Source organism: Priestia sp. FSL R5-0597, from assembly GCF_038006305.1.
GTDB lineage: Bacteria > Bacillota > Bacilli > Bacillales > Bacillaceae_H > Priestia > Priestia zanthoxyli.
Map to the genome: position 1 here is coordinate 502,550 of NZ_JBBOUZ010000001.1, position 23,868 is coordinate 526,417.

General features: G+C 38.2%; 25 protein-coding genes and 1 riboswitch. Of the genes, 18 read left to right on the forward strand and 7 right to left on the reverse strand.

Going from position 1 to position 23,868, the window contains the following annotated elements; translation table 11 throughout:
- Positions 1 to 23 precede the first annotated feature (23 nt).
- Positions 24 to 935, reverse strand: a complete 912-nt coding sequence (locus MKX72_RS02675; protein ID WP_155008650.1) for an RluA family pseudouridine synthase — start codon at positions 933 to 935, stop codon at positions 24 to 26.
- 155 nt (positions 936 to 1,090) lie between these two features.
- Here MKX72_RS02675 and MKX72_RS02680 point away from each other — a divergent pair, with 155 nt between their 5' ends.
- The 11 genes from MKX72_RS02680 to MKX72_RS02730 all read left to right on the forward strand — a co-directional run bounded on the left by MKX72_RS02680 (position 1,091) and on the right by MKX72_RS02730 (position 13,852).
- The gene (locus MKX72_RS02680) at positions 1,091 to 1,483 is read left to right on the forward strand and encodes a YhcU family protein (RefSeq protein ID WP_013081630.1); all 393 of its coding nucleotides are present in this window, start codon (positions 1,091 to 1,093) and stop codon (positions 1,481 to 1,483) included.
- A gap of 30 nt (positions 1,484 to 1,513) precedes the next feature.
- The gene (locus MKX72_RS02685) at positions 1,514 to 1,741 is read left to right on the forward strand and encodes a hypothetical protein (protein ID WP_047751692.1); all 228 of its coding nucleotides are present in this window, start codon (positions 1,514 to 1,516) and stop codon (positions 1,739 to 1,741) included.
- A 168-nt stretch (positions 1,742 to 1,909) separates the two neighbouring features.
- Positions 1,910 to 2,905 (forward strand): Gfo/Idh/MocA family protein, encoded by a 996-nt coding sequence (locus tag MKX72_RS02690; RefSeq protein ID WP_155008651.1) that lies wholly within the window; start codon positions 1,910 to 1,912, stop codon positions 2,903 to 2,905.
- 284 nt (positions 2,906 to 3,189) lie between these two features.
- Positions 3,190 to 3,984, forward strand: a complete 795-nt coding sequence (locus tag MKX72_RS02695; RefSeq protein ID WP_033580669.1) for a SurA N-terminal domain-containing protein — start codon at positions 3,190 to 3,192, stop codon at positions 3,982 to 3,984.
- 189 nt (positions 3,985 to 4,173) lie between these two features.
- Positions 4,174 to 4,944 (forward strand): L,D-transpeptidase, encoded by a 771-nt coding sequence (locus tag MKX72_RS02700; RefSeq protein WP_155008652.1) that lies wholly within the window; start codon positions 4,174 to 4,176, stop codon positions 4,942 to 4,944.
- A 351-nt stretch (positions 4,945 to 5,295) separates the two neighbouring features.
- On the forward strand, positions 5,296 to 6,834 hold the full coding sequence (locus MKX72_RS02705) for a carbon-nitrogen hydrolase family protein (protein WP_013055260.1): 1,539 nt from the start codon (positions 5,296 to 5,298) through the stop codon (positions 6,832 to 6,834).
- A gap of 113 nt (positions 6,835 to 6,947) precedes the next feature.
- Positions 6,948 to 7,502, forward strand: a complete 555-nt coding sequence (locus MKX72_RS02710) for a glycerol-3-phosphate responsive antiterminator (protein WP_033580667.1) — start codon at positions 6,948 to 6,950, stop codon at positions 7,500 to 7,502.
- 177 nt (positions 7,503 to 7,679) lie between these two features.
- On the forward strand, positions 7,680 to 8,507 hold the full coding sequence (locus tag MKX72_RS02715) for an MIP/aquaporin family protein (RefSeq protein WP_155008654.1): 828 nt from the start codon (positions 7,680 to 7,682) through the stop codon (positions 8,505 to 8,507).
- Positions 8,508 to 8,574: 67 nt separating this feature from the next.
- Positions 8,575 to 10,065, forward strand: coding sequence for a glycerol kinase GlpK (gene glpK / locus MKX72_RS02720; protein ID WP_033580665.1), 1,491 nt, complete (start codon positions 8,575 to 8,577; stop codon positions 10,063 to 10,065).
- 186 nt (positions 10,066 to 10,251) lie between these two features.
- On the forward strand, positions 10,252 to 11,931 hold the full coding sequence (locus tag MKX72_RS02725) for a glycerol-3-phosphate dehydrogenase/oxidase (protein WP_034268068.1): 1,680 nt from the start codon (positions 10,252 to 10,254) through the stop codon (positions 11,929 to 11,931).
- 166 nt (positions 11,932 to 12,097) lie between these two features.
- Positions 12,098 to 13,852: a phospho-sugar mutase gene (locus MKX72_RS02730; RefSeq protein WP_034268064.1), complete on the forward strand. Its 1,755-nt coding sequence runs from the start codon at positions 12,098 to 12,100 to the stop codon at positions 13,850 to 13,852.
- Positions 13,853 to 13,886: 34 nt separating this feature from the next.
- Here the strand turns inward: MKX72_RS02730 and MKX72_RS02735 are convergent, their stop codons facing one another.
- Positions 13,887 to 14,495, reverse strand: coding sequence for a biotin transporter BioY (locus MKX72_RS02735; RefSeq protein ID WP_014461709.1), 609 nt, complete (start codon positions 14,493 to 14,495; stop codon positions 13,887 to 13,889).
- Positions 14,496 to 14,705: 210 nt separating this feature from the next.
- Positions 14,706 to 14,957 carry a YhdB family protein gene (locus MKX72_RS02740; RefSeq protein ID WP_013055267.1) on the reverse strand — a complete coding sequence of 84 codons (252 nt, stop codon included), beginning with the start codon at positions 14,955 to 14,957 and terminating at the stop codon, positions 14,706 to 14,708.
- A gap of 321 nt (positions 14,958 to 15,278) precedes the next feature.
- Between MKX72_RS02740 and MKX72_RS02745 the strand changes: the two genes are divergently transcribed.
- The 3 genes from MKX72_RS02745 (at position 15,279) to MKX72_RS02755 (ending at position 17,642) form a co-directional block, all read left to right on the forward strand.
- Complete coding sequence (locus tag MKX72_RS02745; RefSeq protein WP_033580662.1) at positions 15,279 to 16,688, forward strand: SpoVR family protein; 1,410 nt, start codon at positions 15,279 to 15,281, stop codon at positions 16,686 to 16,688.
- A 126-nt stretch (positions 16,689 to 16,814) separates the two neighbouring features.
- Positions 16,815 to 17,144: an antibiotic biosynthesis monooxygenase family protein gene (locus MKX72_RS02750; RefSeq protein ID WP_033580661.1), complete on the forward strand. Its 330-nt coding sequence runs from the start codon at positions 16,815 to 16,817 to the stop codon at positions 17,142 to 17,144.
- A 66-nt stretch (positions 17,145 to 17,210) separates the two neighbouring features.
- The gene (locus MKX72_RS02755) at positions 17,211 to 17,642 is read left to right on the forward strand and encodes an Rrf2 family transcriptional regulator (RefSeq protein WP_013081642.1); all 432 of its coding nucleotides are present in this window, start codon (positions 17,211 to 17,213) and stop codon (positions 17,640 to 17,642) included.
- Positions 17,643 to 17,694: 52 nt separating this feature from the next.
- Here the strand turns inward: MKX72_RS02755 and MKX72_RS02760 are convergent, their stop codons facing one another.
- Positions 17,695 to 18,690, reverse strand: coding sequence for an NADPH:quinone oxidoreductase family protein (locus MKX72_RS02760; RefSeq protein WP_028412585.1), 996 nt, complete (start codon positions 18,688 to 18,690; stop codon positions 17,695 to 17,697).
- Positions 18,691 to 18,869: 179 nt separating this feature from the next.
- Here MKX72_RS02760 and MKX72_RS02765 point away from each other — a divergent pair, with 179 nt between their 5' ends.
- Complete coding sequence (locus MKX72_RS02765; RefSeq protein WP_033580660.1) at positions 18,870 to 19,814, forward strand: nucleoside hydrolase; 945 nt, start codon at positions 18,870 to 18,872, stop codon at positions 19,812 to 19,814.
- 34 nt (positions 19,815 to 19,848) lie between these two features.
- Here MKX72_RS02765 and MKX72_RS02770 read toward each other — a convergent pair whose 3' ends face one another.
- From MKX72_RS02770 to MKX72_RS02780, 3 genes are read right to left on the reverse strand one after another with little or no spacing between them, the layout of a single operon-like run.
- Complete coding sequence (locus MKX72_RS02770) at positions 19,849 to 20,583, reverse strand: amino acid ABC transporter ATP-binding protein (protein ID WP_013081645.1); 735 nt, start codon at positions 20,581 to 20,583, stop codon at positions 19,849 to 19,851.
- A gap of 30 nt (positions 20,584 to 20,613) precedes the next feature.
- Positions 20,614 to 21,318 carry an amino acid ABC transporter permease gene (locus MKX72_RS02775; RefSeq protein ID WP_013055275.1) on the reverse strand — a complete coding sequence of 235 codons (705 nt, stop codon included), beginning with the start codon at positions 21,316 to 21,318 and terminating at the stop codon, positions 20,614 to 20,616.
- Positions 21,302 to 22,123, reverse strand: coding sequence for an amino acid ABC transporter substrate-binding protein (locus MKX72_RS02780; protein WP_013081647.1), 822 nt, complete (start codon positions 22,121 to 22,123; stop codon positions 21,302 to 21,304). Before MKX72_RS02780 ends, MKX72_RS02775 begins: the two co-directional genes overlap by 17 nt.
- A gap of 341 nt (positions 22,124 to 22,464) precedes the next feature.
- Between MKX72_RS02780 and MKX72_RS02785 the strand changes: the two genes are divergently transcribed.
- Genes MKX72_RS02785 through MKX72_RS02795 form a run of 3 tightly spaced genes read left to right on the forward strand, consistent with a single transcriptional unit; the run spans position 22,465 to position 23,517 of the window.
- Positions 22,465 to 22,863, forward strand: a complete 399-nt coding sequence (locus MKX72_RS02785) for a fluoride efflux transporter FluC (protein WP_028412581.1) — start codon at positions 22,465 to 22,467, stop codon at positions 22,861 to 22,863.
- Positions 22,864 to 23,250 (forward strand): fluoride efflux transporter CrcB, encoded by a 387-nt coding sequence (gene crcB / locus MKX72_RS02790; RefSeq protein ID WP_028412580.1) that lies wholly within the window; start codon positions 22,864 to 22,866, stop codon positions 23,248 to 23,250.
- Positions 23,251 to 23,301: 51 nt separating this feature from the next.
- Positions 23,302 to 23,517: a hypothetical protein gene (locus MKX72_RS02795; protein ID WP_013055279.1), complete on the forward strand. Its 216-nt coding sequence runs from the start codon at positions 23,302 to 23,304 to the stop codon at positions 23,515 to 23,517.
- A gap of 158 nt (positions 23,518 to 23,675) precedes the next feature.
- Positions 23,676 to 23,777, forward strand: a riboswitch (TPP riboswitch).
- Positions 23,778 to 23,868 lie beyond the last annotated feature (91 nt).

The window sequence follows — 23,868 nt, forward strand, 5'->3', positions numbered from 1 at the left end:
AACATATTGGCGCTCTTTTTTATTTAATAGGAAAACAAGTTGCTGTACGGTAAAAAAACCTGCTGATCTGGAGGTGCAACAGCTGACACGCGCTGATGTGTAAACGGGTGTATAAAAGAAAGCTTAATGGCATGTAAAGCTTGCTGCTGATCTTTTAATCTCTTTCCGCCATAAAGCGTATCACCAAGTAATGGATGGCCGATGTGACTCATATGAACACGTATTTGGTGAGTGCGTCCGGTCTCGAGCGAAAGTTCAATAAGCGTTTCATTTTTTTCCATATTGCGCTTTAACACGCGATAAGATGTTTTGGCAGCTTGTCCCGTTCTAGATACTCTTCTTCTCGTAGCGTGATGGCGATCGCGTCCAATAGGTTCATTAACGATTCCTTGCTCTTGTTTCATGAGTCCTTGGACAAGAGCAACATAAGTCCGGTTAATTTTACGTTCAGCCAGCAGCTGGTCAAACACAGAACTTGCTACAAAATGCTTCGTGAATAAGATAGCACCTGATGTATCGCTGTCCAAACGGTGAACGTGTCTAGGCTTTGTTTTGAGGCCTATTTTTTGAAAATAAGCAGCTACAGCATTTAAAAGAGTTTTTTGGTCCTGCTCTGATGAAGGATGAGTATTTAGGTTTATTGGTTTGTTTACAATTAGCACGTGTTCATCTTCAAACAAAATCTCTATATTAACATTGTAAGGTGTTATTTCATCAGGTTCTGCTTCAAAAAAAGGGAGTGACACTCTATCATTTTCCTTAAGAGTGTTCCTCCATGGTAAAGGTTCACCGTTTATAAGCACATTTTTATTCATCCGAAACTGATGCAGCGTTTTTTTAGGAATACGCCATTTCGTTTTTAAATAATCTTCAATTGTTTGCCCTGCATCATTTTTTGCGATTTTATCTTCTAGCCATTGGCCGTGTATACTCATATTTAATCCCTTCCTTACATACTAGTAAATATCCTTTAATCTTTAAAAAGAACTTGTAAATAATTAGGAGGAAATAACTACCTGAAGTTCTCGTTTTATGTTTATGTTATGCTAAATAAAGAGACATAAGTTAAGAGAAAAAAGGGGGGGTAACCATGAAAATTGCCCAAGCAGCTCCGCCAGAAATGGAGAATTACATAGAAGAGTTGACTGAACAGCTTCGCTATGACTTGTTACCTCGGTATGTATCTGTAGATAAGCTTAATCCTGATGAATTATTAAATCCAGATTATTGTACAGACCATTTATATAATGGCTTACTCGATGAAGCATTGCAAGTCATTAGTAGCCTTCAGACAATAATTGCCGTAATTGAAGCGATTCAACATCGGCCGATTGAAGAAAGCGACTGCGAGCAATTCGAAAAAAATATTGCAATTTTAAAAAAATACGGGTTTTTATTTCCTGTTTCCATTGAGTGTTTTGCAAAAGAAAACAATTTGATTACGTATTCGTATGAATCGTTTTATAATTCATACATAAATTAAAGAGGCTGGGAGAAAAGTATTTTAGCCTAAGTGAAAAACGAACTATTGATCAGCAAGTTTGATGAGTGGTTCGTTTTTTTTATGGTGAATACAACTTCATCTGTTTCGTCCTTCCAGCAGTTGATTGAAGGGCAAGGCGAAGACTCTTGCGGAAAAAGCGGGACAGATGAGACCCCGCAGGAGCGCAAGCGACGAGGAGGCTCAGCGCCCGCCCGCGGAAAGCGAAGCCTTGCATGGAAATCAACGGCGGTGTCATAAGCGGTTCAGTTCATGTATCTGATTTGTTCGTCTTTAGGTTGGATTCATTTAGTTCTGTACCGGCCTCTTTTTAATCATATATTTCAGACTTCTATTGGACATTCAAAAAGAGCTTGTGATATGGTCAAACTTGTATAAATCCATCAAAAAATAAATAGGAGCGAAAACATGACAAAAGCAAAATTATGTTTTATCGGTGCAGGCTTTCACGCATCAACGAACATTTACCCCTCTGTTATTGAAGCGGGAGCAGAAATTAAAGCAATTTCCACACGCAGTATCGAAAGATCAAAAACTGCTCTTCAACGATTTGGGAGCAGCGGTACGCCGTACGATGATTATAAGAAAATGCTAAAGCAAGAAAAGTGCGATGGAGTAGTGGTTGTGGCACAGCCTGAAGATCATCCTGCTTTGGTGCTGGATTGCATTCGAGCAGGACAAGATGTTTATGTGGACAAGCCTTTGGGGATGAATGAAAGAGAAGCGAAAGAGATTTCAGATGCTGCTAAGCAAGCTGGCGTAAAAGTTATGGTAGGTTTTATGAAGCGCTATGCGCCTTGTTATATGAAGTTAAAAGAATTAATTGAAGAAGGTAGCCTAGGAAGTGTCCGTTCATTTCAAGCAAGATTTGCTGTAGACAGTACCCCTTTTTGTAAAGATGAAGAGCAGTTTATGAAGCTTGCTGCCATACATATTGTTGATCTCGTCCGTCACTTGTTCGGCGAAGTCGTTCACGTGACAGGGTTCAGAAATAATCATGGTGAATATATTTCAAATAGTATTTCGCTGAAGTTTGACAATGGCACTGTAGGGAGCCTGTATTTTACTGGCATGACAGCATGGTCTCGAGAAAGTGAAAACTTATTAGTGACATTTGACGATGGCTTTGCTTTTGTTGACGAAATAAATTCATTAACTATTCACGAATCCCAGACTTTTGATGAATTACCGTGGAAATCATTAAAAGAAAACGATCGTGTGTTTACACCTTCTGCTTCACCGATGTCGGGAGCTTATCGAGATCTTTACCTTCGTGGTTTTGTTGGAGAGATGGCTCATTTTATTGAGTGTTGTACAAATGACCAAGAACCTCTTTCCAGTGGGAGCGACAATGTAAAAACGATGAGATTATGTGATCAAATACTGTCATCTTTGATTATGTGATCAAATACTGTCATCTTTAATGTAAAGAAAGCTTTAAAGAAAAGAATGTACGATGAATAGCTTACTGCAAATTATGTAAATCATACTAAATAATGTTATGATTAGACAGGTCGTATAAACGAAAGCATTTACCTTTCATAAGATTACAAAACGTTTCAATCTTATTACATATGTTTAAAATTAGCCTAAATGGTTTCTTTTTACGCCTATATCATATACAATGCCCCCTAGATGATTTTTTCGAATAGCTAATAATCGTTTGGGATTATGAAAGGAGATTAATCATGAGAAAACTGATGTATACATTGCTCATTGGGTTAATTGCTGCAGCTTTAACAGCTTGTGGTTCAAACGATGATGCAAAGCAATCAAAGAACGATGATCAAAAAACTGCACAAACTGAGAAGCAAAAAGAGGCTCAGGAAAAGCAGGAAAAGCAAGCAAAAGAAATGCAGAAGAAATTAGATAAACAAAAAGTAGATGAAAAGAAAACCGTAGCAGTTGTAAACGGTAAAAAAGTTTCGGGTGAAGAATATAATGCAGCCCTGGCTACATCACAAAATCAGTACCAACAAATGGGACAAGACCCAACTTCTAAAGAAGCAGCTAAACAAGTAAAGCAGCAAACAATTGACAATTTAGTAGGTCAAACGCTGCTATTGCAAGAAGCTGAAAACAAAGGCTATAAAGCAACTGATGAAGAAGTAAATAAAAAGTTAAAAGAAACGAAAAAGCAGTTCAAAACAGATAAACAGTTCAAAGCGGCTTTAAAAGATGCAGGAATCACTCAATCACAATTAAAGTCTGAGCTGGCTGACAGCATTAAATATCAGCAGTACGTAGATAAAGATATCCAAACACCTGAAGTAACAGATAAGGAAATTCAAGATTATTACGATCAATTTGCAAAACAAAGCCAAAGTCAAGCAAGCGGCAGTAAAGAACAATCTCAAATGCCAAAGCTTGAAGACGTAAAGCCTCAAATTAAGCAGCAGCTTGAACAACAAAAGAAACAAGAAGCATTACAGAAAAAAGTTGAAGAACTTAAGAAAAATGCAAAAGTTGAAGTGAAGCTTTAAATACAAATGAAACGGCCCTTTAAAGGGCCGTTTTTTTGTTATGTACATTTATTGCTTCTTGTCAGTAAAAAGGGGTGCGTGAAAGATTTTAATGTATTTTGACTTATAAGGTAAAAAGTGTTCTGATGGTTTGCCTTTCATCCTATACTTTTCTTATATAGATATAAGAGAAATTGGGGGAGTCGATAAATGAAAAAGGTGGCTGTTTTTTTTGTTGGGCTTGTTTTTTTACTCGCAGGGATGGGTCTGACAGGCAATGCTTCTGCGGCGGCAAATCAACTTATTATCATTAATAAATCTACTAACACCCTTGCTTTTTATAATGGAGGAAAATTAGTAAAGACGTTCAAAGTTGCGACAGGGAGGCAGATGAGTTATACACCAGAGGGTACTTTTAGCATTGTGAATAAAATTAAAAACCGGCCTTATTATAAAGACAACATTCGGGGAGGAGATCCTAGGAATCCACTAGGTGATCGCTGGCTAGGATTAAATGCGCGCGGAACGTATGGCACCACGTACGCTATTCATGGAAATAATAATCCAAGTTCTATCGGAACCTACGCAAGTTCAGGGTGCATTCGTATGTATGATGAAGAGGTACGCTGGCTGTTTGACCGCGTTCAAACCGGTACAAAAGTGGTTATTGGTCAATTTCATTCTCAAAGTTTTGATTCAATCGCTATGAAAAACAAATACAAAATAAGCAGTACTCCAGTTGCCCAGAATCTTTGTAAAACGAAAAAGCTCTCAAAAGGCCAAATTGGTTTTGTAACGATTCAATCACCGATGGTTTTGTTAAAAGAAGAACAAGGAAAATGGGTAAAGATTCGTACGTTAAATCGCGGTGAACGTTATAATGTATATAAAATAGATGGCATTAAAGTCTCTTTAGGACCAGGATTTATTGAAAATTATCCTAATAAAAAAACATCCATAAAATTAGATATTTGCAAATAGAAAATGAGGCTGGGACAAAAGTATTTTAGCCTAAGTGAAAAACGAACCATTGATCAGAATTTTGATTCTTGGTTCGTTTTTTTTATTATGGTGAACGCAGATTTCATCTGTTTCGTTCCTTCTAGCAGTTGATGGGAGGGTGAAGACTCCTGCGGCCGCCCGCGGAAAGCGAAGTCTTGCACGGAAGTCAACAGTGGTGTCACAAGCTAATGTATCCATTTTTTCGTCTTTAGATTGGATTTATTTCGTTATGTCTCAACCTCATTTTTTGAATTTTTAATAATGTTTATTATAATAAAAAACAGGGAAACTAATTGCCTAATGAAGAGAGAGAAAGGGTTGTTTGAGCGTATGTCTACAATAGACTTATCAAAATTCGAGAAAAAAATGATTATTCGTAACATCAAACCGGACGATATAGATGAAATTTTAGCACTTCAAAAGCTATCATTCCCCGGAATGGATCCGTGGAAAAAAGAACAGCTTGAAAGTCATCTGGCCATTTTTCCAGAAGGACAAATATGTGCAGAGTACGACGGGGAAATTATCGGATCTTGTTCAAGCTTGATTGTGAACTTTGATGAGTACGATGATCAGCATACGTGGGACGATATTACAGACGAAGGATACATTACAAATCATAACCCGGAAGGCTACAATCTGTATGGAATTGAAGTAATGGTTCATCCAAAGTATCGCGGCATGAAAATAGGACGCCGCTTATATGAAGCGCGTAAAGATTTAGCACGTGAATTGAACCTTAAAAGTATCATCATCGGAGGAAGAATTCCTAATTACCATAAGCATTCAGCTGAAATGTCGCCTAGAGAGTATGTAGAGCAAGTTATTCATCATAAAATTTATGATCCAGTACTATCTTTTCAGCTAATGAACGGATTTACGCTTATGCGTATAAACCCTGGTTATCTTCCTGATGACCTAGCTTCTAATAAGTATGCAACGCTGATGGAATGGAACAACGTAGATTATGTTCGCCGTTCAAAACGCCATTTTAAAACATCATTCCCAGTGCGTATTTGTGTTGTTCAGTATATGATGAAACAGATCAATTCATTTGAAGAGTTTGCAACACAGGTAGAATATTATACAGATGTTGCTTATGATGCAAAAGCCGACTTCTGCGTATTCCCGGAAATTTTCACAACTCAGCTCATGTCTTTCTTGAATGAAAAGATTCCAAGCAAAGCGGTTCAGCGCGTAGCAGAATATACGGAAGAGTACATTGAGTTATTTACTAACTTAGCGGTTAAATATAACGTAAATATTATTGGAGGATCCCACTTCGTCGAAGAAGATAATGGAGATATCTTTAATATTGCCTATCTATTCCGCCGAGATGGAACAATTGAAAAGCAGTACAAAGTGCATATTACACCTAATGAAAGAAAATGGTGGGGAATTAGCCCAGGAGATAAAGTTGAAGTGTTTGATACAGATTGCGGGAAAATTGCGATCCAAATTTGCTATGACATTGAATTTCCTGAGCTTGCTCGTATTGCTACAGATAAAGGTGCAAATATTATTTTTACACCATTCTGTACGGAAGATCGTCAAGGCTATCTGCGCGTAAGATACTGCTCTCAGGCTCGTGCGATCGAAAACCAAATTTATACGGTTATCGCAGGTACGGTTGGAAACCTGCCTGAAACAGAAAATATGGATATTCAGTACGCTCAGTCTGCTATTTTTGCACCGTCTGACTTTGAATTTGCACGAGACGGTATTGTAGGAGAATGTAACCCTAATATTGAAATGGTGGTTATTGGAGATGTAGATTTAGAAATTCTTCGTCGCCAGCGTCAATCAGGAACGGTTCGTCAATTAAAAGATCGACGCCATGACGTTTACAATATTAAATATAAAAAATAACGCAGTTTCTAAAAACATCATGCAAATGCATGGTGTTTTTTATTTCAACTTTTGCCATAATAAAAACTATTACAATGAATTTTGTGGACTAACCATGGAAAAGAGGGGAAAACATGAGTTTTCATGGACAATCGGTATTACCCGCTGTTCGAGATATGAAGCAATTGGAAAATTTTTTAGTAAGCAATTACGAGTACGGAGTTCTTTTAGACAATCAAGTGGGCATGCTAAAAGGAATTATGAGAGAGGTTCATAAGCATGAAAAAAAGCTAATCATTCATTTAGACTTAATTCATGGCTTAAAGCACGATGAGTATGCGGTTGATTTTTTGTGTCAGGAGTTTAAGCCTGCGGGGATTATTTCGACAAGAACAAACGTCATTTTAAAAGCTAAACAAAGAGGAATCTATGCCATTCAACGGGTCTTTTTATTAGACAGCACGGCTTTGAAGAAAAGCTACGAGTTAATGAAGAAAGTAAAACCCGATTATATTGAGCTTCTTCCTGGAATTGTGCCCACTTTAATCCAAGAAGTCAAAGCTGAAACAGGCATTCCGGTGTTAGCCGGAGGTTTAATACGAACCGAAGAAGAAGTTCGTAATGCTTTAGGAGCCGGGGCTTCTGCTGTTACAACATCAAATAGAGAACTGTGGAGTATTTCAACTTAAAAAAACTGTTTGACAACGCTTTCATAATCTAGTAAACTTCTAGATAAGTTAATAGTTGTGAGGGAGAATAGGAGATCCACGGTATAGCCTTTTAATGATTTTATTAGGGGGATGTATGGTGGATTTTCTTATTTTCTTGTAATGTTAACCGTGTTTATACAAAGGGGAGGTATTTATATGCAAGCATTTTTAGGAGAAGTAATTGGAACAATGATACTAATTATCCTTGGCGCTGGTGTATGTGCGGGCGTCAATTTAAAAAAATCGTTTGCTGCTAATTCAGGATGGATTGTTATCACAATGGGGTGGGGAATGGCAGTAGCCATGGCAGCATATGCGGTTGGTAATATGAGTGGAGCACACTTAAACCCAGCGCTAACAGTAGCGCTTGCTATTACAGGTGATTTTCCATGGTCGCAAGTACCGATGTACATTTTAGCTCAGTTTATTGGAGCGATTCTTGGTGCAACAGTTGTTTATTTACACTATCTTCCACACTGGAAAGAAACAAAAGATGCTGGTACAAAACTAGGCGTATTTGCAACGGGGCCAGCAATTGAGAACCCATTTGCAAACGTTTTAAGTGAGGCGATTGGAACATTTGTATTAGTAGTAGGAATTTTAGCAATTGGAGCAAATAAATTTACAGATGGATTAAATCCTTTAGTAGTAGGATTTTTAATCGTAAGTATTGGTTTATCATTAGGAGGAACAACAGGGTATGCTATCAACCCTGCTCGTGATTTAGGACCTCGTATTGCTCATGCTATCTTGCCGATACCTGGTAAAGGCAGCTCGAACTGGAAATATGCTTGGGTGCCAGTAGTGGGGCCTCTATTAGGGGGATCAATTGGCGCAGTCTTTTATCAAGCAGCATTCTTAAATAAAATGTCTAACAGCTTATGGATTGTCTTAAGTATTGCAGTGATTGTTTTAGCGGTTATCTACGCGGTTTCTAAACAAAAAGCAGCCCAAATTCAATCAGCAGTAGTACCGAAAAAATGAATGCGCTTTACCATCTAACTATGTACAATAAAGAAACGACACTATACAGAGAATAGGGGATATTGATATGGAAAAATTTATTTTATCTTTAGACCAAGGAACAACGAGCTCACGAGCAATGTTATTTAATAAAAAAGGTGAAGTTGTGCATGTAGCTCAAAAAGAGTTTACGCAGTACTTTCCAAAACCAGGTTGGGTAGAGCATAATGCAAGTGAAATTTGGGGTTCTATCCTTGCTGTTATCGCATCTTGTTTATCTGAGTCAGGCGTTCACGCGGACCAAATTGAAGCAATTGGGATTACGAATCAGCGTGAAACAGCCGTAGTATGGGAAAAAGCAACAGGAAAACCCGTGTATAATGCTATCGTATGGCAGTCTCGTCAAACGTCTGGTATTTGTGAAGAATTAAAGGCAAAAGGATTAAACGATACGTTCCGCGACAAAACGGGGTTATTAATTGACGCATACTTCTCTGGAACGAAAGTAAAGTGGATTTTAGATAACGTAGAAGGTGCACGAGAAAAAGCAGAAAACGGTGAATTGTTATTTGGAACAATTGATACATGGTTAATTTGGAAGTTATCAGGCGGAAAAGCGCATGTAACGGATTACTCAAATGCCTCTCGCACGCTTATGTTCAATATCTACGATTTAAAATGGGATGATGAACTACTAGATATTTTAGGAGTACCAAAATCTATGCTTCCGGAAGTAAAGCCTTCTTCTGAAGTATACGCTCATACCGTAGATTATCATTTCTTTGGTCAAAACATTCCAATTGCTGGAGCAGCAGGGGATCAGCAAGCCGCTTTATTTGGACAAGCGTGCTATGAAAAAGGAATGGCGAAAAACACGTATGGAACAGGTTGCTTCATGTTAATGAATACGGGTGAAAAAGCAGTTAAGTCGGATCACGGTTTGTTAACTACATTAGCATGGGGGATCAACGGCAAAGTAGAATACGCGCTTGAAGGCAGTATTTTTGTAGCAGGATCTGCTATTCAGTGGCTTCGCGACGGTTTGAGAATGTTTAAAAATGCGGCTGAAACTGAAAACTATGCAACACGAGTAGAGTCTACAGACGGCGTATATATTGTGCCAGCTTTCGTAGGACTTGGAACACCTTATTGGGATAGCGATGTACGTGGAGCGATGTTTGGATTAACTCGAGGTACAAAAAAAGAACACTTTATCCGTGCAACGCTTGAATCATTAGCTTATCAAACAAGAGACGTATTAAGCGCGATGGAAGCAGACTCTGGAATTACATTAAAAACATTGCGTGTAGACGGAGGAGCAGTTAAAAATAATTTCTTAATGCAGTTCCAAAGTGATGTGTTAGATGTTCCTGTTGAGCGTCCTCAAGTGAATGAAACAACCGCTCTTGGGGCAGCATATTTAGCGGGTCTTGCGGTCGGCTACTGGAAAGATTGTGATGAAATTGCGCAGCAGTGGAATATGGAAAAATCTTTCGAACCAAATATGGAAGAAGAACAACGTGAAGAATTATATAGCGGCTGGAAAAAAGCCGTACATGCAACAATGGCTTTTAAGTAATTATTTGATGAAAATCCTTTAATTAAAAACGCATGTATGATATAATGTATTCAAGTTAATAAATTGGTTGGAGAATCGGAGAGACCACAGATCCATATGTAGGCATACTATATATGTGATTTGTGGTCTCTCTTTTTGTATATTGGAAAATTTTGATATCTTTGAAAAATGAAAGGGGAATGACGTATGTTTTCAAGTCAAACACGTTCGAATAAATTGGTAGACATGACACAAAATCAATATGATTTATTAGTAATTGGTGGGGGAATTACTGGGTCAGGTATTGCACTTGATGCGACTCATCGAGGCATGAAAACGGCATTAGTTGAAATGCAGGATTTCGCAGCAGGAACATCTAGTCGTTCAACGAAGCTTGTTCACGGCGGTCTACGCTATTTAAAACAGTTTGAAGTTAAAATGGTAGCCGAAGTTGGTAAAGAACGTGCCATTGTATATGAAAATGGCCCTCATGTAACGACTCCGGAGTGGATGCTGTTACCTTTCCATACGGGTGGAACATTTGGGAAATTCTCAACTTCAATTGGATTGCGCGTATATGATTTCTTAGCAGGAGTAAAACGTGCAGAGCGCCGCAAAATGTTTAGCGCAGAAGAAACGCTTAGACGCGAGCCACTAGTGAAATCTAAAGAGTTAAAAGGCGGCGGTTACTACGTTGAATATAAAACAGATGATGCACGTTTAACGATTGAAGTAGCTAAAGAAGCTGCCGCAAGAGGAGCAGATTTAGTCAATTACACAAAAGTGGAAAACTTCATCTACGATAAAGGAAAAGTAGTAGGGGCTGTTGTTCGCGATCAGCTTACGAATAAAGAATATAATATCTATGCAAAAAAAATCGTCAATGCTGCAGGTCCATGGGTGGACACGCTGCGTGAAAAAGATAATTCAAAAAAAGGCAAGCAGCTTCAATTAACAAAAGGAATTCACTTAGTTATTGATCAAGAGCGCTTTCCGTTAAAACAAGCCATTTACTTTGATACACCTGACGGACGTATGGTATTTGCAATTCCGCGTGATGGAAAAACATACGTAGGCACAACAGACACGGTCTATAAAGAAGACGCTAGACATCCGCGTATGACTGTAAAAGACCGTCAATATGTTATTGATGCGATTAACTATATGTTCCCAACGGTTGATATTACAGTAGACGACGTAGAATCAAGCTGGGCGGGTGTTCGTCCACTTATTCACGAACAAGGAAAAGATCCTTCTGAAATTTCGCGTAAAGATGAAATCTGGACATCAGAATCAGGTTTAATTACAATCGCTGGAGGGAAATTAACTGGGTACCGTAAAATGGCTGAAATTGTCGTAAATCGCGTAGCTGAAGATTTTAAAGCAGAAGGACGCGAATTTGAAAGCTGTCAAACTAAACATTTACCGATTTCTGGAGGTAATGTAGGAGGTTCAGGCGGGTTCCCAACGTTTGTAGAGCAAAAAGTCAAAGAAGGCATCAAACTAGGGTTATCACGTGACGCTGCTGAAAAGCTTGTAAAACGCTATGGCTCAAACGTAGACAAAGTATACCGCTACATGATTGAACGTCCGGATCAGCTAAAAAACAGCGACCTTCCAGCTAGTGTATTTTTGCAAATTCAATATGGCATAGAAGAAGAAATGGTTTCAAAACCAGTGGACTTCTTCATTCGACGTACGGGCGCTTTATTCTTTGATATCAACTGGGTAAGAAGCTGGAAAAAACAAGTGATTGCTCATATGGCCGAAGAGTTAAAGTGGACGCCTGAGCAAACAAAAGCTTATACCGATGAATTAGAACAGCACCTTCATGACGCAGTTGTACCAGTAGATGAAAAAGTTAACCGTATGACAGGTATTTCATGATAAAATAAAAAAGTACCTCAAAATTTGTCAATACAGCCATAATATAATAGCAGGAAGTCAAATTTTGACGAAGAAATATAATATGACTGTTAAAAAAAGAGAAAGACGATTACTCGTTTTTCTCTTTTCATACATATTTACATTTATATAAGGGGGCTTTTTTTTTATGAGTTGGAAAGAAACGTATACATCTTGGATTAATCACCCAAATTTAGATCCTGAATTACGTCAAAATTTGGATGCAATCAAAGGTGATGAAAAACAATTAGAAGATAGTTTTTACAAAACATTGGAATTTGGAACAGGCGGAATGCGTGGAGAAATTGGAGCGGGTACAAACCGTATGAATACGTATACAATCCGAAAAGCTTCTGAAGGCTTTGCTGAGTACATTAAACAAGCTGGCGAAGAAGCTATCAAGCAAGGCGTAGTCATTGCATATGATTCTCGCCACAAATCGCCTGAATTTGCGATGGAAGCAGCAAAAACATTAGCAAGTCACGGAATTAAAACGTATGTATTTGAAGAGCTAAGACCAACACCTGAACTTTCATTTGCAGTGCGTGAGTTAAACGCATTTGGAGGTATTGTTATTACAGCGAGCCACAATCCTCCTGAATATAATGGATACAAAGTATATGGTCCAGACGGTGGTCAGCTGCCGCCAAAAGAAGCTGATGAACTAGTTGGCTTTGTAAATGCTGTGGAAAATGAACTTACATTAGCTGTTCAATCTGAAGCGGAGCTAAAAGAAAAAGGTTTTATTGAAATGATTGGTTCAGCGATTGACGAAGCATACAATGAGAAACTAAAAACGATTTTAATTAACCCAGAGCTAGCTTCTGAAACAGGTAAAAACTTAAAGGTAGTTTTTACACCTCTACATGGTACAGCTAATAAGCCAGTTCGCAACGCGCTTCAATCCATCGGTTACGAAAATGTTACGGTTATTGAAGAACAAGAACTTCCTGATCCGAATTTTTCGACGGTTAAATCTCCGAATCCTGAAGAGCCGGCTGCATTTGAATATGCTGTTCGTAAAGGAAAAGAAATTGATGCAGATCTCTTAATCGCAACGGATCCAGATGCAGACCGTTTAGGAATTGCTGTCAAAGATCCAAGCGGCGAATATGCGTTATTAACAGGAAATCAAACCGGTGCTTTATTGCTTCACTATTTGCTTTCTCAAAAGAAAGAAAAAGGCGTGCTGCCTGCTAATGGCGTTGTGTTAAAAACGATTGTAACGTCAGAAATCGGCGCACAAATTGCTCGTTCATTTGGATTGCAAGTTGTTGACACTCTAACAGGTTTTAAATTTATCGGTGAAAAAATTAAGCAATATGAGCAAACGGGCGAGTATACATTCCAATTCGGTTATGAAGAAAGCTACGGCTATTTAATTGGTGACTTTGCTCGTGACAAAGACGCTGTACAAGCAGCCATTCTAGCGGTAGAAGCTTGTGCTTATTATAAAAAGCAGGGCATGACGCTATATGAAGCGCTTCAGCAAGTGTTTACTAAATATGGTTTCTATCGTGAAGGTCTGAAATCTTTAACGCTTAAAGGAAAAGAAGGATCTGAGCAAATTCAGCATATTTTGGCTACATTTAGAAATGAGCCTCCTACTGACATTGCAGGGTTAAATGTTTCGGTTGTAGAGGATTATACATTAAGTGAGCGCCAGCATATTAAAGCAGGAAAAGTAGAAGAGATTACATTACCAAAATCAAATGTATTAAAATATATCTTAGAGGACGGTTCTTGGTTCTGCCTTCGTCCGTCTGGTACAGAGCCAAAGGTGAAGTTCTATTTTGGCGTTGTGTCAGAAGATGAAGCAACGAGCATTGCCCATTTAGAAGCTGTACAAACAGCTGTAATGGGTGAAGTGGAGCGTGTACTAGATAAAGTGAAAACGGTATAAAAATAAAGCCTGCTCAAACTTGAGCAGGCTTCTTTTATGATACTTTATTTGATTGGGTATTTGACAAATATGAAGAAGATCGTAGAGCTTTATAAATTCTCGGAGCAAGCATAGCCCCAAGAACAGTGAAAATAAGATCCTTTACAGCAAACCACGACATAATCTTCCAAGCAGCTGCATATGTCATTGCAGGAGCTTCAAGCCAGTAGTTAACCGCTATATACATATACGTAGTACCAATTAAATAAATAACTGCAATACCAACTAGCGATGAAATTAAAAAGATAGAAAAAGTCGGCTTGCCGCGCATTTCCATAATTTTTCCTGTGATAAATGCAGCGACAATATAAGAAAGCAAAAAGCCGCCGGTGCTTCCAAATAAAATACCAATTCCTGCTTTAAATTGAGCAAATACCGGAGCGCCGGCAATGCCAATTAATACATATACAATCATCGAAATAGAACCCATTCGGCTCCCAAGTAAAAGTCCTGCTAATATAACAAAAAAAGGCTGAAGCGAAAGAGGCACGCCGCCTACTTGTAAAAAAGGTGCCCAAGAAGTAATGTTTGCACCAATAGCCATAAGAGCTGCAAACATACCGGCTAATGTTAAATCTAATGTGCGAAACCTTTTAGTATTCATATATGTTCCTCCCAGTATGTACTGAAATATCTTAGCGTATGTACTGAAGATTGTACGTCGAATTCACTTTTATGTCAACGATAAAAATAAATATGTTTACATATATTATTTGATGTTTTTTGAAATGAAATATGCATATTTTTAATGCAACATAAAAAAATAAAGAAGGGAATTCATCCCTTCTTTGTCCAAGTGTGTGTATCAAAAATACTAGTACAATGATTCTTCCAGAAGCTCCGGGTTGTGCTCCGAATATTCCGTTGCATGATCAATGTAGCGTAGTAAAGAATAAAGCTCTTCTTGAATGATGCGGTAGTTTCGTTCAAAATTGTAGGCGTGCAAAAAATGTTCAATCTTTTTTGAAAGAAAATCGTCGTCTGTTCGAACCATTAAAATTAATAAGTTATCCCATTGTGAACGGTGTGTGTAATATAAAGCTCGATCATAATCAATTACATCCATTAATAACGTTCCTCCTTTTGAGGAGTTGAAATTAGTGTATGATATTTGCGGGAATTCTTACGCTGTAAATGTTGGGCAAAAGACCAGTGCATAATTAAAAGAGGTTGTAGTCATTATGTAAGAAGAATAAACGTACAGCACCGGATAAATGATAAGAAAGGCAAAGAATAACGAAGCGTAACAGTTACATTACATCCATTATTTAAGACAACTAAATAAAAATCCCCTTTTCTTGAAAAAATAAAGCTTCTTTTTGATGAAAACACATGAATTGACATGTTTGTACATAGATTGAAGTAAGGAGTGAAAGGGGGAGCTGTCGTGAAAGAAGCAGATTATAAGCAATTATACCGTGCGATTGATGAAATTACGGAAATAGCTAGCGGTTTCGGTTTGGATTTTTATCCGATGCGCTATGAAATTTGCCCGGCAGATATTATTTATACGTTTGGTGCATATGGGATGCCAACTCGTTTTTCACATTGGAGCTTTGGAAAACAATTTTACAAAATGAAATTACACTACGATCTTGGATTGAGTAAAATTTATGAATTAGTTATCAATTCAGATCCTTGTTATGCATTTTTATTGGATTCCAATGCGCTTATTCAGAATAAATTAATTGTAGCTCACGTGTTAGCTCACTGTGACTTCTTTAAAAATAACAGCCGTTTTGCCAACACTAAACGGGATATGGTAGAAAGTATGGCAGCGACCGCTGATCGAATTAAAGAATACGAAGTAAAGCACGGTAAGCGTGAAGTAGAAAAGTTTTTGGATGCTGTCTTATCGATTCAGGAACATATTGATCCGTCTCTTATGCGTGCCAAGCTTTCTTGGAGCATAGATGATGTAGAATCATCGGAAGAAGAAATCACTTCTCCTTATGATGATTTATGGAATTTGGATTATAAAGAAAAGAAAAAACCAAAACCTCCAAAGTCTTTTAAAAAATTTCCGCCTCAGCCTGAAAAAGACATCTTATTATTTATTGAAGAATACAGTCCTTATTTAGAGGATTGGCAGCGGGATATTTTAACGATGATGCGAGAAGAAATGCTTTATTTCTGGCCGCAGCTTGAAACAAAAATTATGAATGAAGGCTGGGCTTCTTTCTGGCATCAACGCATTATTCGAGAAATGGACTTAACGAGTGATGAAGCGATAGAATTCGCGAAGCTAAATGCAGGGGTTGTGCAGCCGTCCAAGACGGGAATCAATCCATATTATTTGGGATTGAAAATCTTTGAAGACATTGAAGAACGCTACAACAATCCAACCGAAGATATGATTCGCCGGGGCGTCGAGCCCGGGTCAGGAAGAGAGAAGATGTTTGAGGTACGTGAGGTTGAATCAGATATTTCCTTTATCCGCAATTACTTAACAAAAGATTTAGTTATGCGGGAGGATATGTACTTATTCCAAAAACAAGGAAAAGACTATAAAATCGTCGATAAAGAGTGGACAGAAGTTAGAGATCAGCTTGTTAATATGCGCGTAAACGGAGGATTTCCTTACATCACAGTAACCAATGGAGACTATTTAAAAAATGGAGAGCTCTATTTAAAACACTGGTATGAAGGAATTGAATTAGATGTTAAATACTTAGAAAAAGTGGTACCGTACGTTCATCAGCTTTGGGGCCGACCGGTTCATTTAGAAACGATGATGGAAGGCAAGCCAATTGCCTTCACGTATGATGGGAAGACAGTGCATCGAAAACATTTATAAAAAGGAGACCGCTTAAATAGCGGTCTTTTTGTGCTTCTGTAATTTTATTATCCATATAAATTGAAAAAATAAAATTACTATGCAATAATTTGGTGAGAATCATTTTCATTTAGAAAGGGAGATAAGATGTTTGTTGTAAACGCAAGTTTTGAAACGGAAAAGAAATTTGAAGAACGGCTCAAGCAAAAAGCTAAGAAAAACAAAACAGAAATTGAGGAAGCCAAAGGAAATTTATCGTTCGAATGCTGGAAAAAAGATTCCGCGGATAAAGTCGAATATATCTTTGTATCCAAGTGGGAAGAAAAACAGTTCTTTCAAGCTTGGATTTCAAGAGAAGAACATGTGAATGAACATAAAGAAGCGAATAAAAAGAAAACGAAAGCATTTTCTGAAGCTATGGAAATCAAGAAAACGCTGCGTTTTTATGAGGCGGTAGAAGAAGACATTCTTTCCTAAAAAAGCACGCTTGACTTTCATAAATGTTGTAACTATAATGATTACAACAAAATAGGAGTGAGAGTAATGAAAATTAGCAGTCGATTCACCGTGGCCGTTCACATACTGTCTTTAATTAAAGTAGATAGCAGTCATCCTAGTACTTCAGAGTGGATTGCTAGCAGTGTAAATACAAATCCTGTTGTTATAAGACGAGTAATTGGGATGTTAAAGAAAGCTGGACTTGTGGGCGTAAAAGCCGGAGCTGGCGGAGCTTATCTATTGAAAGATTTAGAAGAGATAACGTTGTTAGACGTTTATCGAGCGGTAGCGGCTGTGGAAGAAGGAGAATTGTTTCAAATGCATGAAAATCCGAATGTGGAGTGTCCTGTAGGAGCCAATATTCAAAGTGTCCTTGAATTGATTTTAAAACGTTCTCAAGATGCCATGGAACAAGTCTTAGCCGATGTGACGATGAAAGAATTAGTGACGGATTTAATAGCAAAAATAGATGCATAATAACATGCGTCTGTTCGTAAAAAAACGGAGAAACCTGGGTTTCTCCGTTTTTTTATAGCTTCACAATTGTTCGTCCTCGAGCTTGTCCTTTTAATAAAGTAGGAAGAACCTGAGGGAGATCTTGTAAAGAAACTTCCTGCTGAATGAAAGGTTCGAAGCTTTCAGGTTTAAAGTCATTAGCGAGTCTATTCCAAATCTCTTTTCGAGTAGGCATTGGACAGTAAACAGAATCGATGCCGAGTAAATTAATCCCTCTCAAAATGAAGGGAAAGACCGTTGTTGGCACTTTGCCTCCAGCTGTTAGCCCGCTGACCGCTACAGAGCCTCCGTACTGAATTTGACTGAGGACAGAAGCTAGGGGCTCTCCACCCACAGGATCCACCGCAGCGGCCCATTTTTGCTTGCCTAATGCTTTTAATTTGCCGTTATAAACGTCTTCACGCGCTACAATAGAGGAAGCGCCAAGCTCTTTCAAATAAGCTGCTTCCGAGCTTTTTCCTGTACTTGCTTCCACTGTGTAGCCTAATTTTGAAAGAATGGCAACCGCAAAGCTTCCTACACCTCCCGTAGCCCCTGTTACAAGCACAGAGCCGTTAGATGGACTAGTATGGTTTTCCTCTAAGCGATGCACAGATAAAGCAGCTGTAAAGCCAGCTGTTCCGATAATCATTGCTTCTTTTAACGTCAAATTTTCAGGAAGAGGGACAATCCATTCGCTGCGTAAGCGCGCATACTCACTGTAGCCTCCAAAGTGTGATACGCCAATGTCATAGCTTGTTGCGATGACACGATCACCTTCTTTAAAATCAGGGCTGTCAGAAGATACAACGATTCCTGCTAGGTCAATACCTGGAACAAACGGATAGCTTGTCACAATATTGCCGTTTGCGATGCTGGCTAAGCTATCTTTATAATTCACCCCTGAATAATGAACGCGAATAAGTACATCGCCTTCTGGCAAATCGTTTAGCGTCAGTTCTTGGACAGACGCCTCCACTTGTTCTTCACCTGTTTTATCTACTACTAATGCTGAAAATGATTGCTTCATTTTATTTCTCCTTTCTATACTGAGATGTATATGCCTATACATAGATTACCTTATTTCTATACCCATTATAGAAAATAGTAAAAGAAGTTCATAATACTTTGATTACCAAAGAGGCCATTTCATTATAAAATAGCGGTATAGCTATTACGTAGCGATACATAGAAAAGAGGAGAAGAGACATGAGCACAAACATATATTTTAACCATGATGCAGGGATTGATGATTTAGTATCCCTTTTTTTACTGCTGCAAATGGATGATGTAAAGGTAACGGGGGTATCTGTCATTCCTGCTGACGGATACTTAGAGCCAGGTATCAGCGCAAGCCAAAAAATTATTGATCGTTTTGGAAGTTATGATATCGAGGTAGCCAAATCTACTTCACGTGGTATGAACCCATTTCCAAAAGAATGGCGCATGCATACGTTTTATGTAGATGCACTGCCAATTTTAAATGAAAAAGGGAAAGTGCAAACAAAAATAAGTCAGCTGCCTGCTCATGATCATTTAATTGAAACATTGCAGCACACAGACGGAAAAACGACTTTATTATTTACAGGACCGCTAACTGATTTGGCAAGAGCACTTGAAAAAGCGCCGGAAATAGAAGAGAAAATTGATAAGTTAGTGTGGATGGGCGGTACATTTCAAGAAGTAGGAAATGTGCAGGAGCCTGAACATGATGGAACGGCGGAATGGAATGCTTTTTGGGATCCAGAAGCAGTAGCAACAGTATGGGAAAGCAGCATTAAAATTGAGATGGTTGCTTTAGAAAGCACGAATCAAGTTCCATTAACGCCGGCTATTCGCCAAATGTGGGCTTCACTTCGCAGATATGAAGGAGTAGACTTTGTAGGGCAGTGCTACGCGGCTTGCCCGCCGCTTGTGCATGTTGAAACCAATTCGACTTATTATTTGTGGGATGTACTCACAACAGCATTTACAGGGAATTCAACACTTGTGAAGGTAAAAACCGTTTCGAGTATTGTGTATACGGAAACACCAAGACAAGGAAGAACAGAAATTTCTGAAGAGGGGCGACCTGTAGACGTCGTGTATGACGTCACAGCTGAAGCATTCTTTACGTACATTACAGAGTTAATGAAAAAAGCAGTAGCCAAATAAAGAAAAAGGTTGCACGTGAAAATGTGCAACCTTTTTAATGAATCATATTCAAGAATTGACGTGTTCGCTCTTGTTGAGGATTTGAAAATATTTGATCCGGTGTACCTCTTTCCATAATGACACCTTGATCCATAAAAATAACTTCATCTGCTACTTCGCGGGCAAAGCGCATTTCATGAGTTACCACAACCATCGTCATTCCTTCTTTCGCCAGGTCTTTCATGGCCTGAAGAACGTCTCCTACAAGCTCAGGGTCAAGAGCTGAAGTAGGCTCATCAAACAGCATAACTTTTGGGTCCATCGCCATTGCTCTGGCGATGCCAACACGCTGTTGTTGTCCGCCAGACAGCTGGAAAGGGTAAAAGTCGAGCTTATCGCCTAAGCCAACGCGTGTTAACAATTCTTTACCTCTTTTTTCTGCCTCTTGAGTAGAAACGCCTTTTACAATTACAGGACCTTCCATAACATTTTCAAGCGCACTTTTATGAGGAAATAAGTTATAGTTTTGAAAGACCATACCTGTTAGGCTTCGAAATGAAGTAATGTCTTTTTTACGAACAGGTTTGGTGAAATTCATGCTTTTTTTATCAAGTTCAATCGTGCCGTCTGTTGGGATTTCTAAAAGATTTAAGCAACGTAAAAAAGTAGTTTTACCCGATCCAGAAGGACCAATTAATACAATTACCTTGCCCTGTTCAACTTCTAAATCAATCCCTTTTAATACTTGCAAATCACCGAATGATTTATGCAAATTTTTGATATTAATCATATGAAAAACTCCTTTAGCTACTCGAAACGGTTATTTAGATACGTAACGATCTAGTCTTATTTCAATGCGTCCTTGGATAATGGATAAGATTGTACACATAATCCAGTACAAGAGCGCTGCTTCACTATAAAGAAGTAAAAATTCATAGTTAGTCGAAGCAATTTCTTGAGCTTTACGGAACATCTCAGAAACAAGAATAAGCGATGCAAGTGACGTATCTTTAATAAGGCTAATAAAAGAGTTAGATAATGGCGGAATCGATACACGTGCTGCTTGCGGTAAAATAATCCGTCTTAACGCTTGGGAATAGGTCATACCAAGTGAGTAGCCAGCTTCCCACTGTCCTTTAGGAATAGATTGAATCGCTGCTCGGATAATTTCAGATGCATACGCACCTACACTTAATGAAAATCCAATAATAGCAGAGATAAATGGGTCAATTGTTATATCTAAATTGGGTAAGCCGTAGAAAATAATAAATAATTGCACAAGCAGCGGTGTACCTCGAATAATCGATACATAGATGCGCGCAATTATATTTAAAACTTTTATAGATGATAAACGAGCCAAGGCTGTTAAGACAGCTAAAATGATACCGAGTACAAACGTGATTAATGTTAGTGGAATAGAATATTGAATAGCTCCCTTTAGCATTGGTAAGAGAGATGACTGAGCGATTGAAATCAATTGATTCAATCGCTCTCCATCAGGAAAAATATTATTTAGGAGAAACATCTTCGCCAAACCATTTCTTAGAAATTTTTGCGTATGTTCCGTCTTTTTTCATATCTTTCAATGCTTTGTTTACTTCATCCACTAACTTACCGCTGTCTTTTCTAAACATAAAGCCGCTTGCAGCACCATCGGATTTTTCATCCGCGATTTTGATAGGTGCGTTAGGGTGCTTTTTCTTATAGTCAAGGAACGATAATTTATCGTTAATTGTAGCATCAACACGGTTTGCGCTCATTAGTTCTACTGCTTGAGCAAAACCTTCAGCACTCGTAATGTTTGCACCATAAGATTGAGCCATGTCTTTATAGTTACTTGTTAATGACTGCGCTGATTTTTTTCCTTTTAAATCTTTAAATGATTTGATATCTTTTTCGTCTTTACGAACAATTAATACAGCGCCTGACTGGATGTATGGGTCAGAGAAATCGTATTTCTTTTGACGATCTTCACGAATACCAACTTCATTAGCAATCATGTCAAATCGTTTAGCATCTAATCCAGCAAACATGCCATCCCACTGTGTCTCTTTGAACTCAGCTTTTACGCCAAGACGTTTAGCTACTTCTTGAGCCAATTCTACATCAAACCCAGTTAGCTTTTGTTTGTCATCATGAAAAGTGAACGGAGGGTATGTACCTTCAGTTCCAATTGTTAATACACCATCTTTTTTCACTTTATTATATAAATCCTCTTGTGAAGATTTATTGTCTCCATTGTTTGCTTCATTTTTTGAGCTAGAACCGCATGCGGCAAGCACAACTGTGAAAGCTAATAGTAGCGACAAAAGTGCAGCAAATTTCTTCATTTTCTAAACCCCCTAGTATTCTGATAGGAAATGATACTCTGTGATACTAAACAAGAACACAGCAAAAGTCAACAAAAAAAACTTATACGATTAATGTGACTTAAAATAAGGGAAATATACCTTCTATACACGGTTTGTCATAAGGATACAGAAAGATTTTAAAATTTGGATTAAGTGGATTTTTAAGGGATATTTGAGGAGTAAAAAGGAAGTTTCATGCGACGATTTTCTCTTTCATTTTTTCATGACTTTTGGTGCAATAAACATATAGTTAAATGTTAAGGTAGAAATAAATTCCTTATGGTACACTTAAAGAAGAATTTATGAAACGGAGCGATATGATGAAAGCCATAAACTTAATCTCAATTGCCTTTGGTGCTATCGCTGGTACATATGCGCGTTATTTGCTAAATCTTTCCTTATTATATACGGGCTATCCAATAGGAACGGTAATTGAAAACCTATTAGGAAGCTTCATACTAGGCCTATTAACAGGATTTTTTGCGTGGAAAAAGCCAAAAGAATGGATAAAGCTTGGACTAGGAGTTGGCGTGTGCGGCGGTTTTACAACGTATTCAACCTTTGCAGGAGACGTCATTTCTCTCACTCAGCACCATTTATTTTGGGGAGCCATTTATGTCATTGTCTCTTTAGTAGGTGGAATCCTTCTTGCTTTAGCAGGCTATCTATGCGGTGAAGCGGCAGGGAAAAATTTAGTGAAAGTACATGAGGTGAAGTAAATGAGCATAGTGAGCTTGGCACTTGGCGGGGCAGCTGGAGGAATATGCCGTTATCTTTTGGGTTTAAAAGTTACAAAAACAGTTTCAAACCCTCCTTTTCCAGTCTCAATGCTGTTTGTAAACTTGCTCGGTGCGTTTGGGCTTGGTCTTTTTTACGGTAGTTATTATGGAAAGGTTCCGAGTCATGCTTATGATGATTCAATATTTTTAATGATTGGCATTGGGTTTTTTGGAGCCTTTACCACTTTTTCAACGTTTAGTGTGGAAACCGTACAGTTAATTCGGGAAAAATCTTATCGGAAAATGTTGGCGTACGTGGGGATTTCAGCATTTGGAACAGTTGGTTTATTTACAGTCGGTTTACTGGCAGGAACGTTTTTATTATAAGTAAAGAGAACGTTTCTAGTAGGGAAAAACAAAAAGACGGAGAAGTAGAGAATGGATAGAAAAGCAGAAGTTTGGAAATACATTTTGTTGATTGTAGCTGTTGCAGGTCAGATCATTGGTTTTTTATTTTTATTTATAAATGTTGTGGCGGCATTTATTTTTTACGGTTTTTATATTCTAACTTTTATTATGTTACTCCTGCTGTTTATATGGGATCGGAAAAAGGAAAAAGACAAAGAAGAATTTGACGACTATACCGATTACTAACTATATAAAAAGCAGAATGATTCGGTGCGCCGGGCCTCTTAGTAAAGAAGCTTAAAAGATACATCTATAAAAGGAAGAGAGCCGTAAGAGCATAAAGAGATATTGTATTTACATCTAGTTGTGTTATAATTTTAAGTGCAAAAACAAAATCAATAAATAGCAATCACTAGGGGAGCTTTTTGAAGCTGAGACGGATGTATTTCGGACCCTTTGAACCTGATCTGGTTTGGACCAGCGTAGGGAAGTGGCGATCATGTTTACATAACGATGCATGCTAACCACTCTACGTTGTAGAGTGGTTTTTTGTATGTAATAAAGCCCTCTGCACAAGATGAAGTGATTGAAATTTCT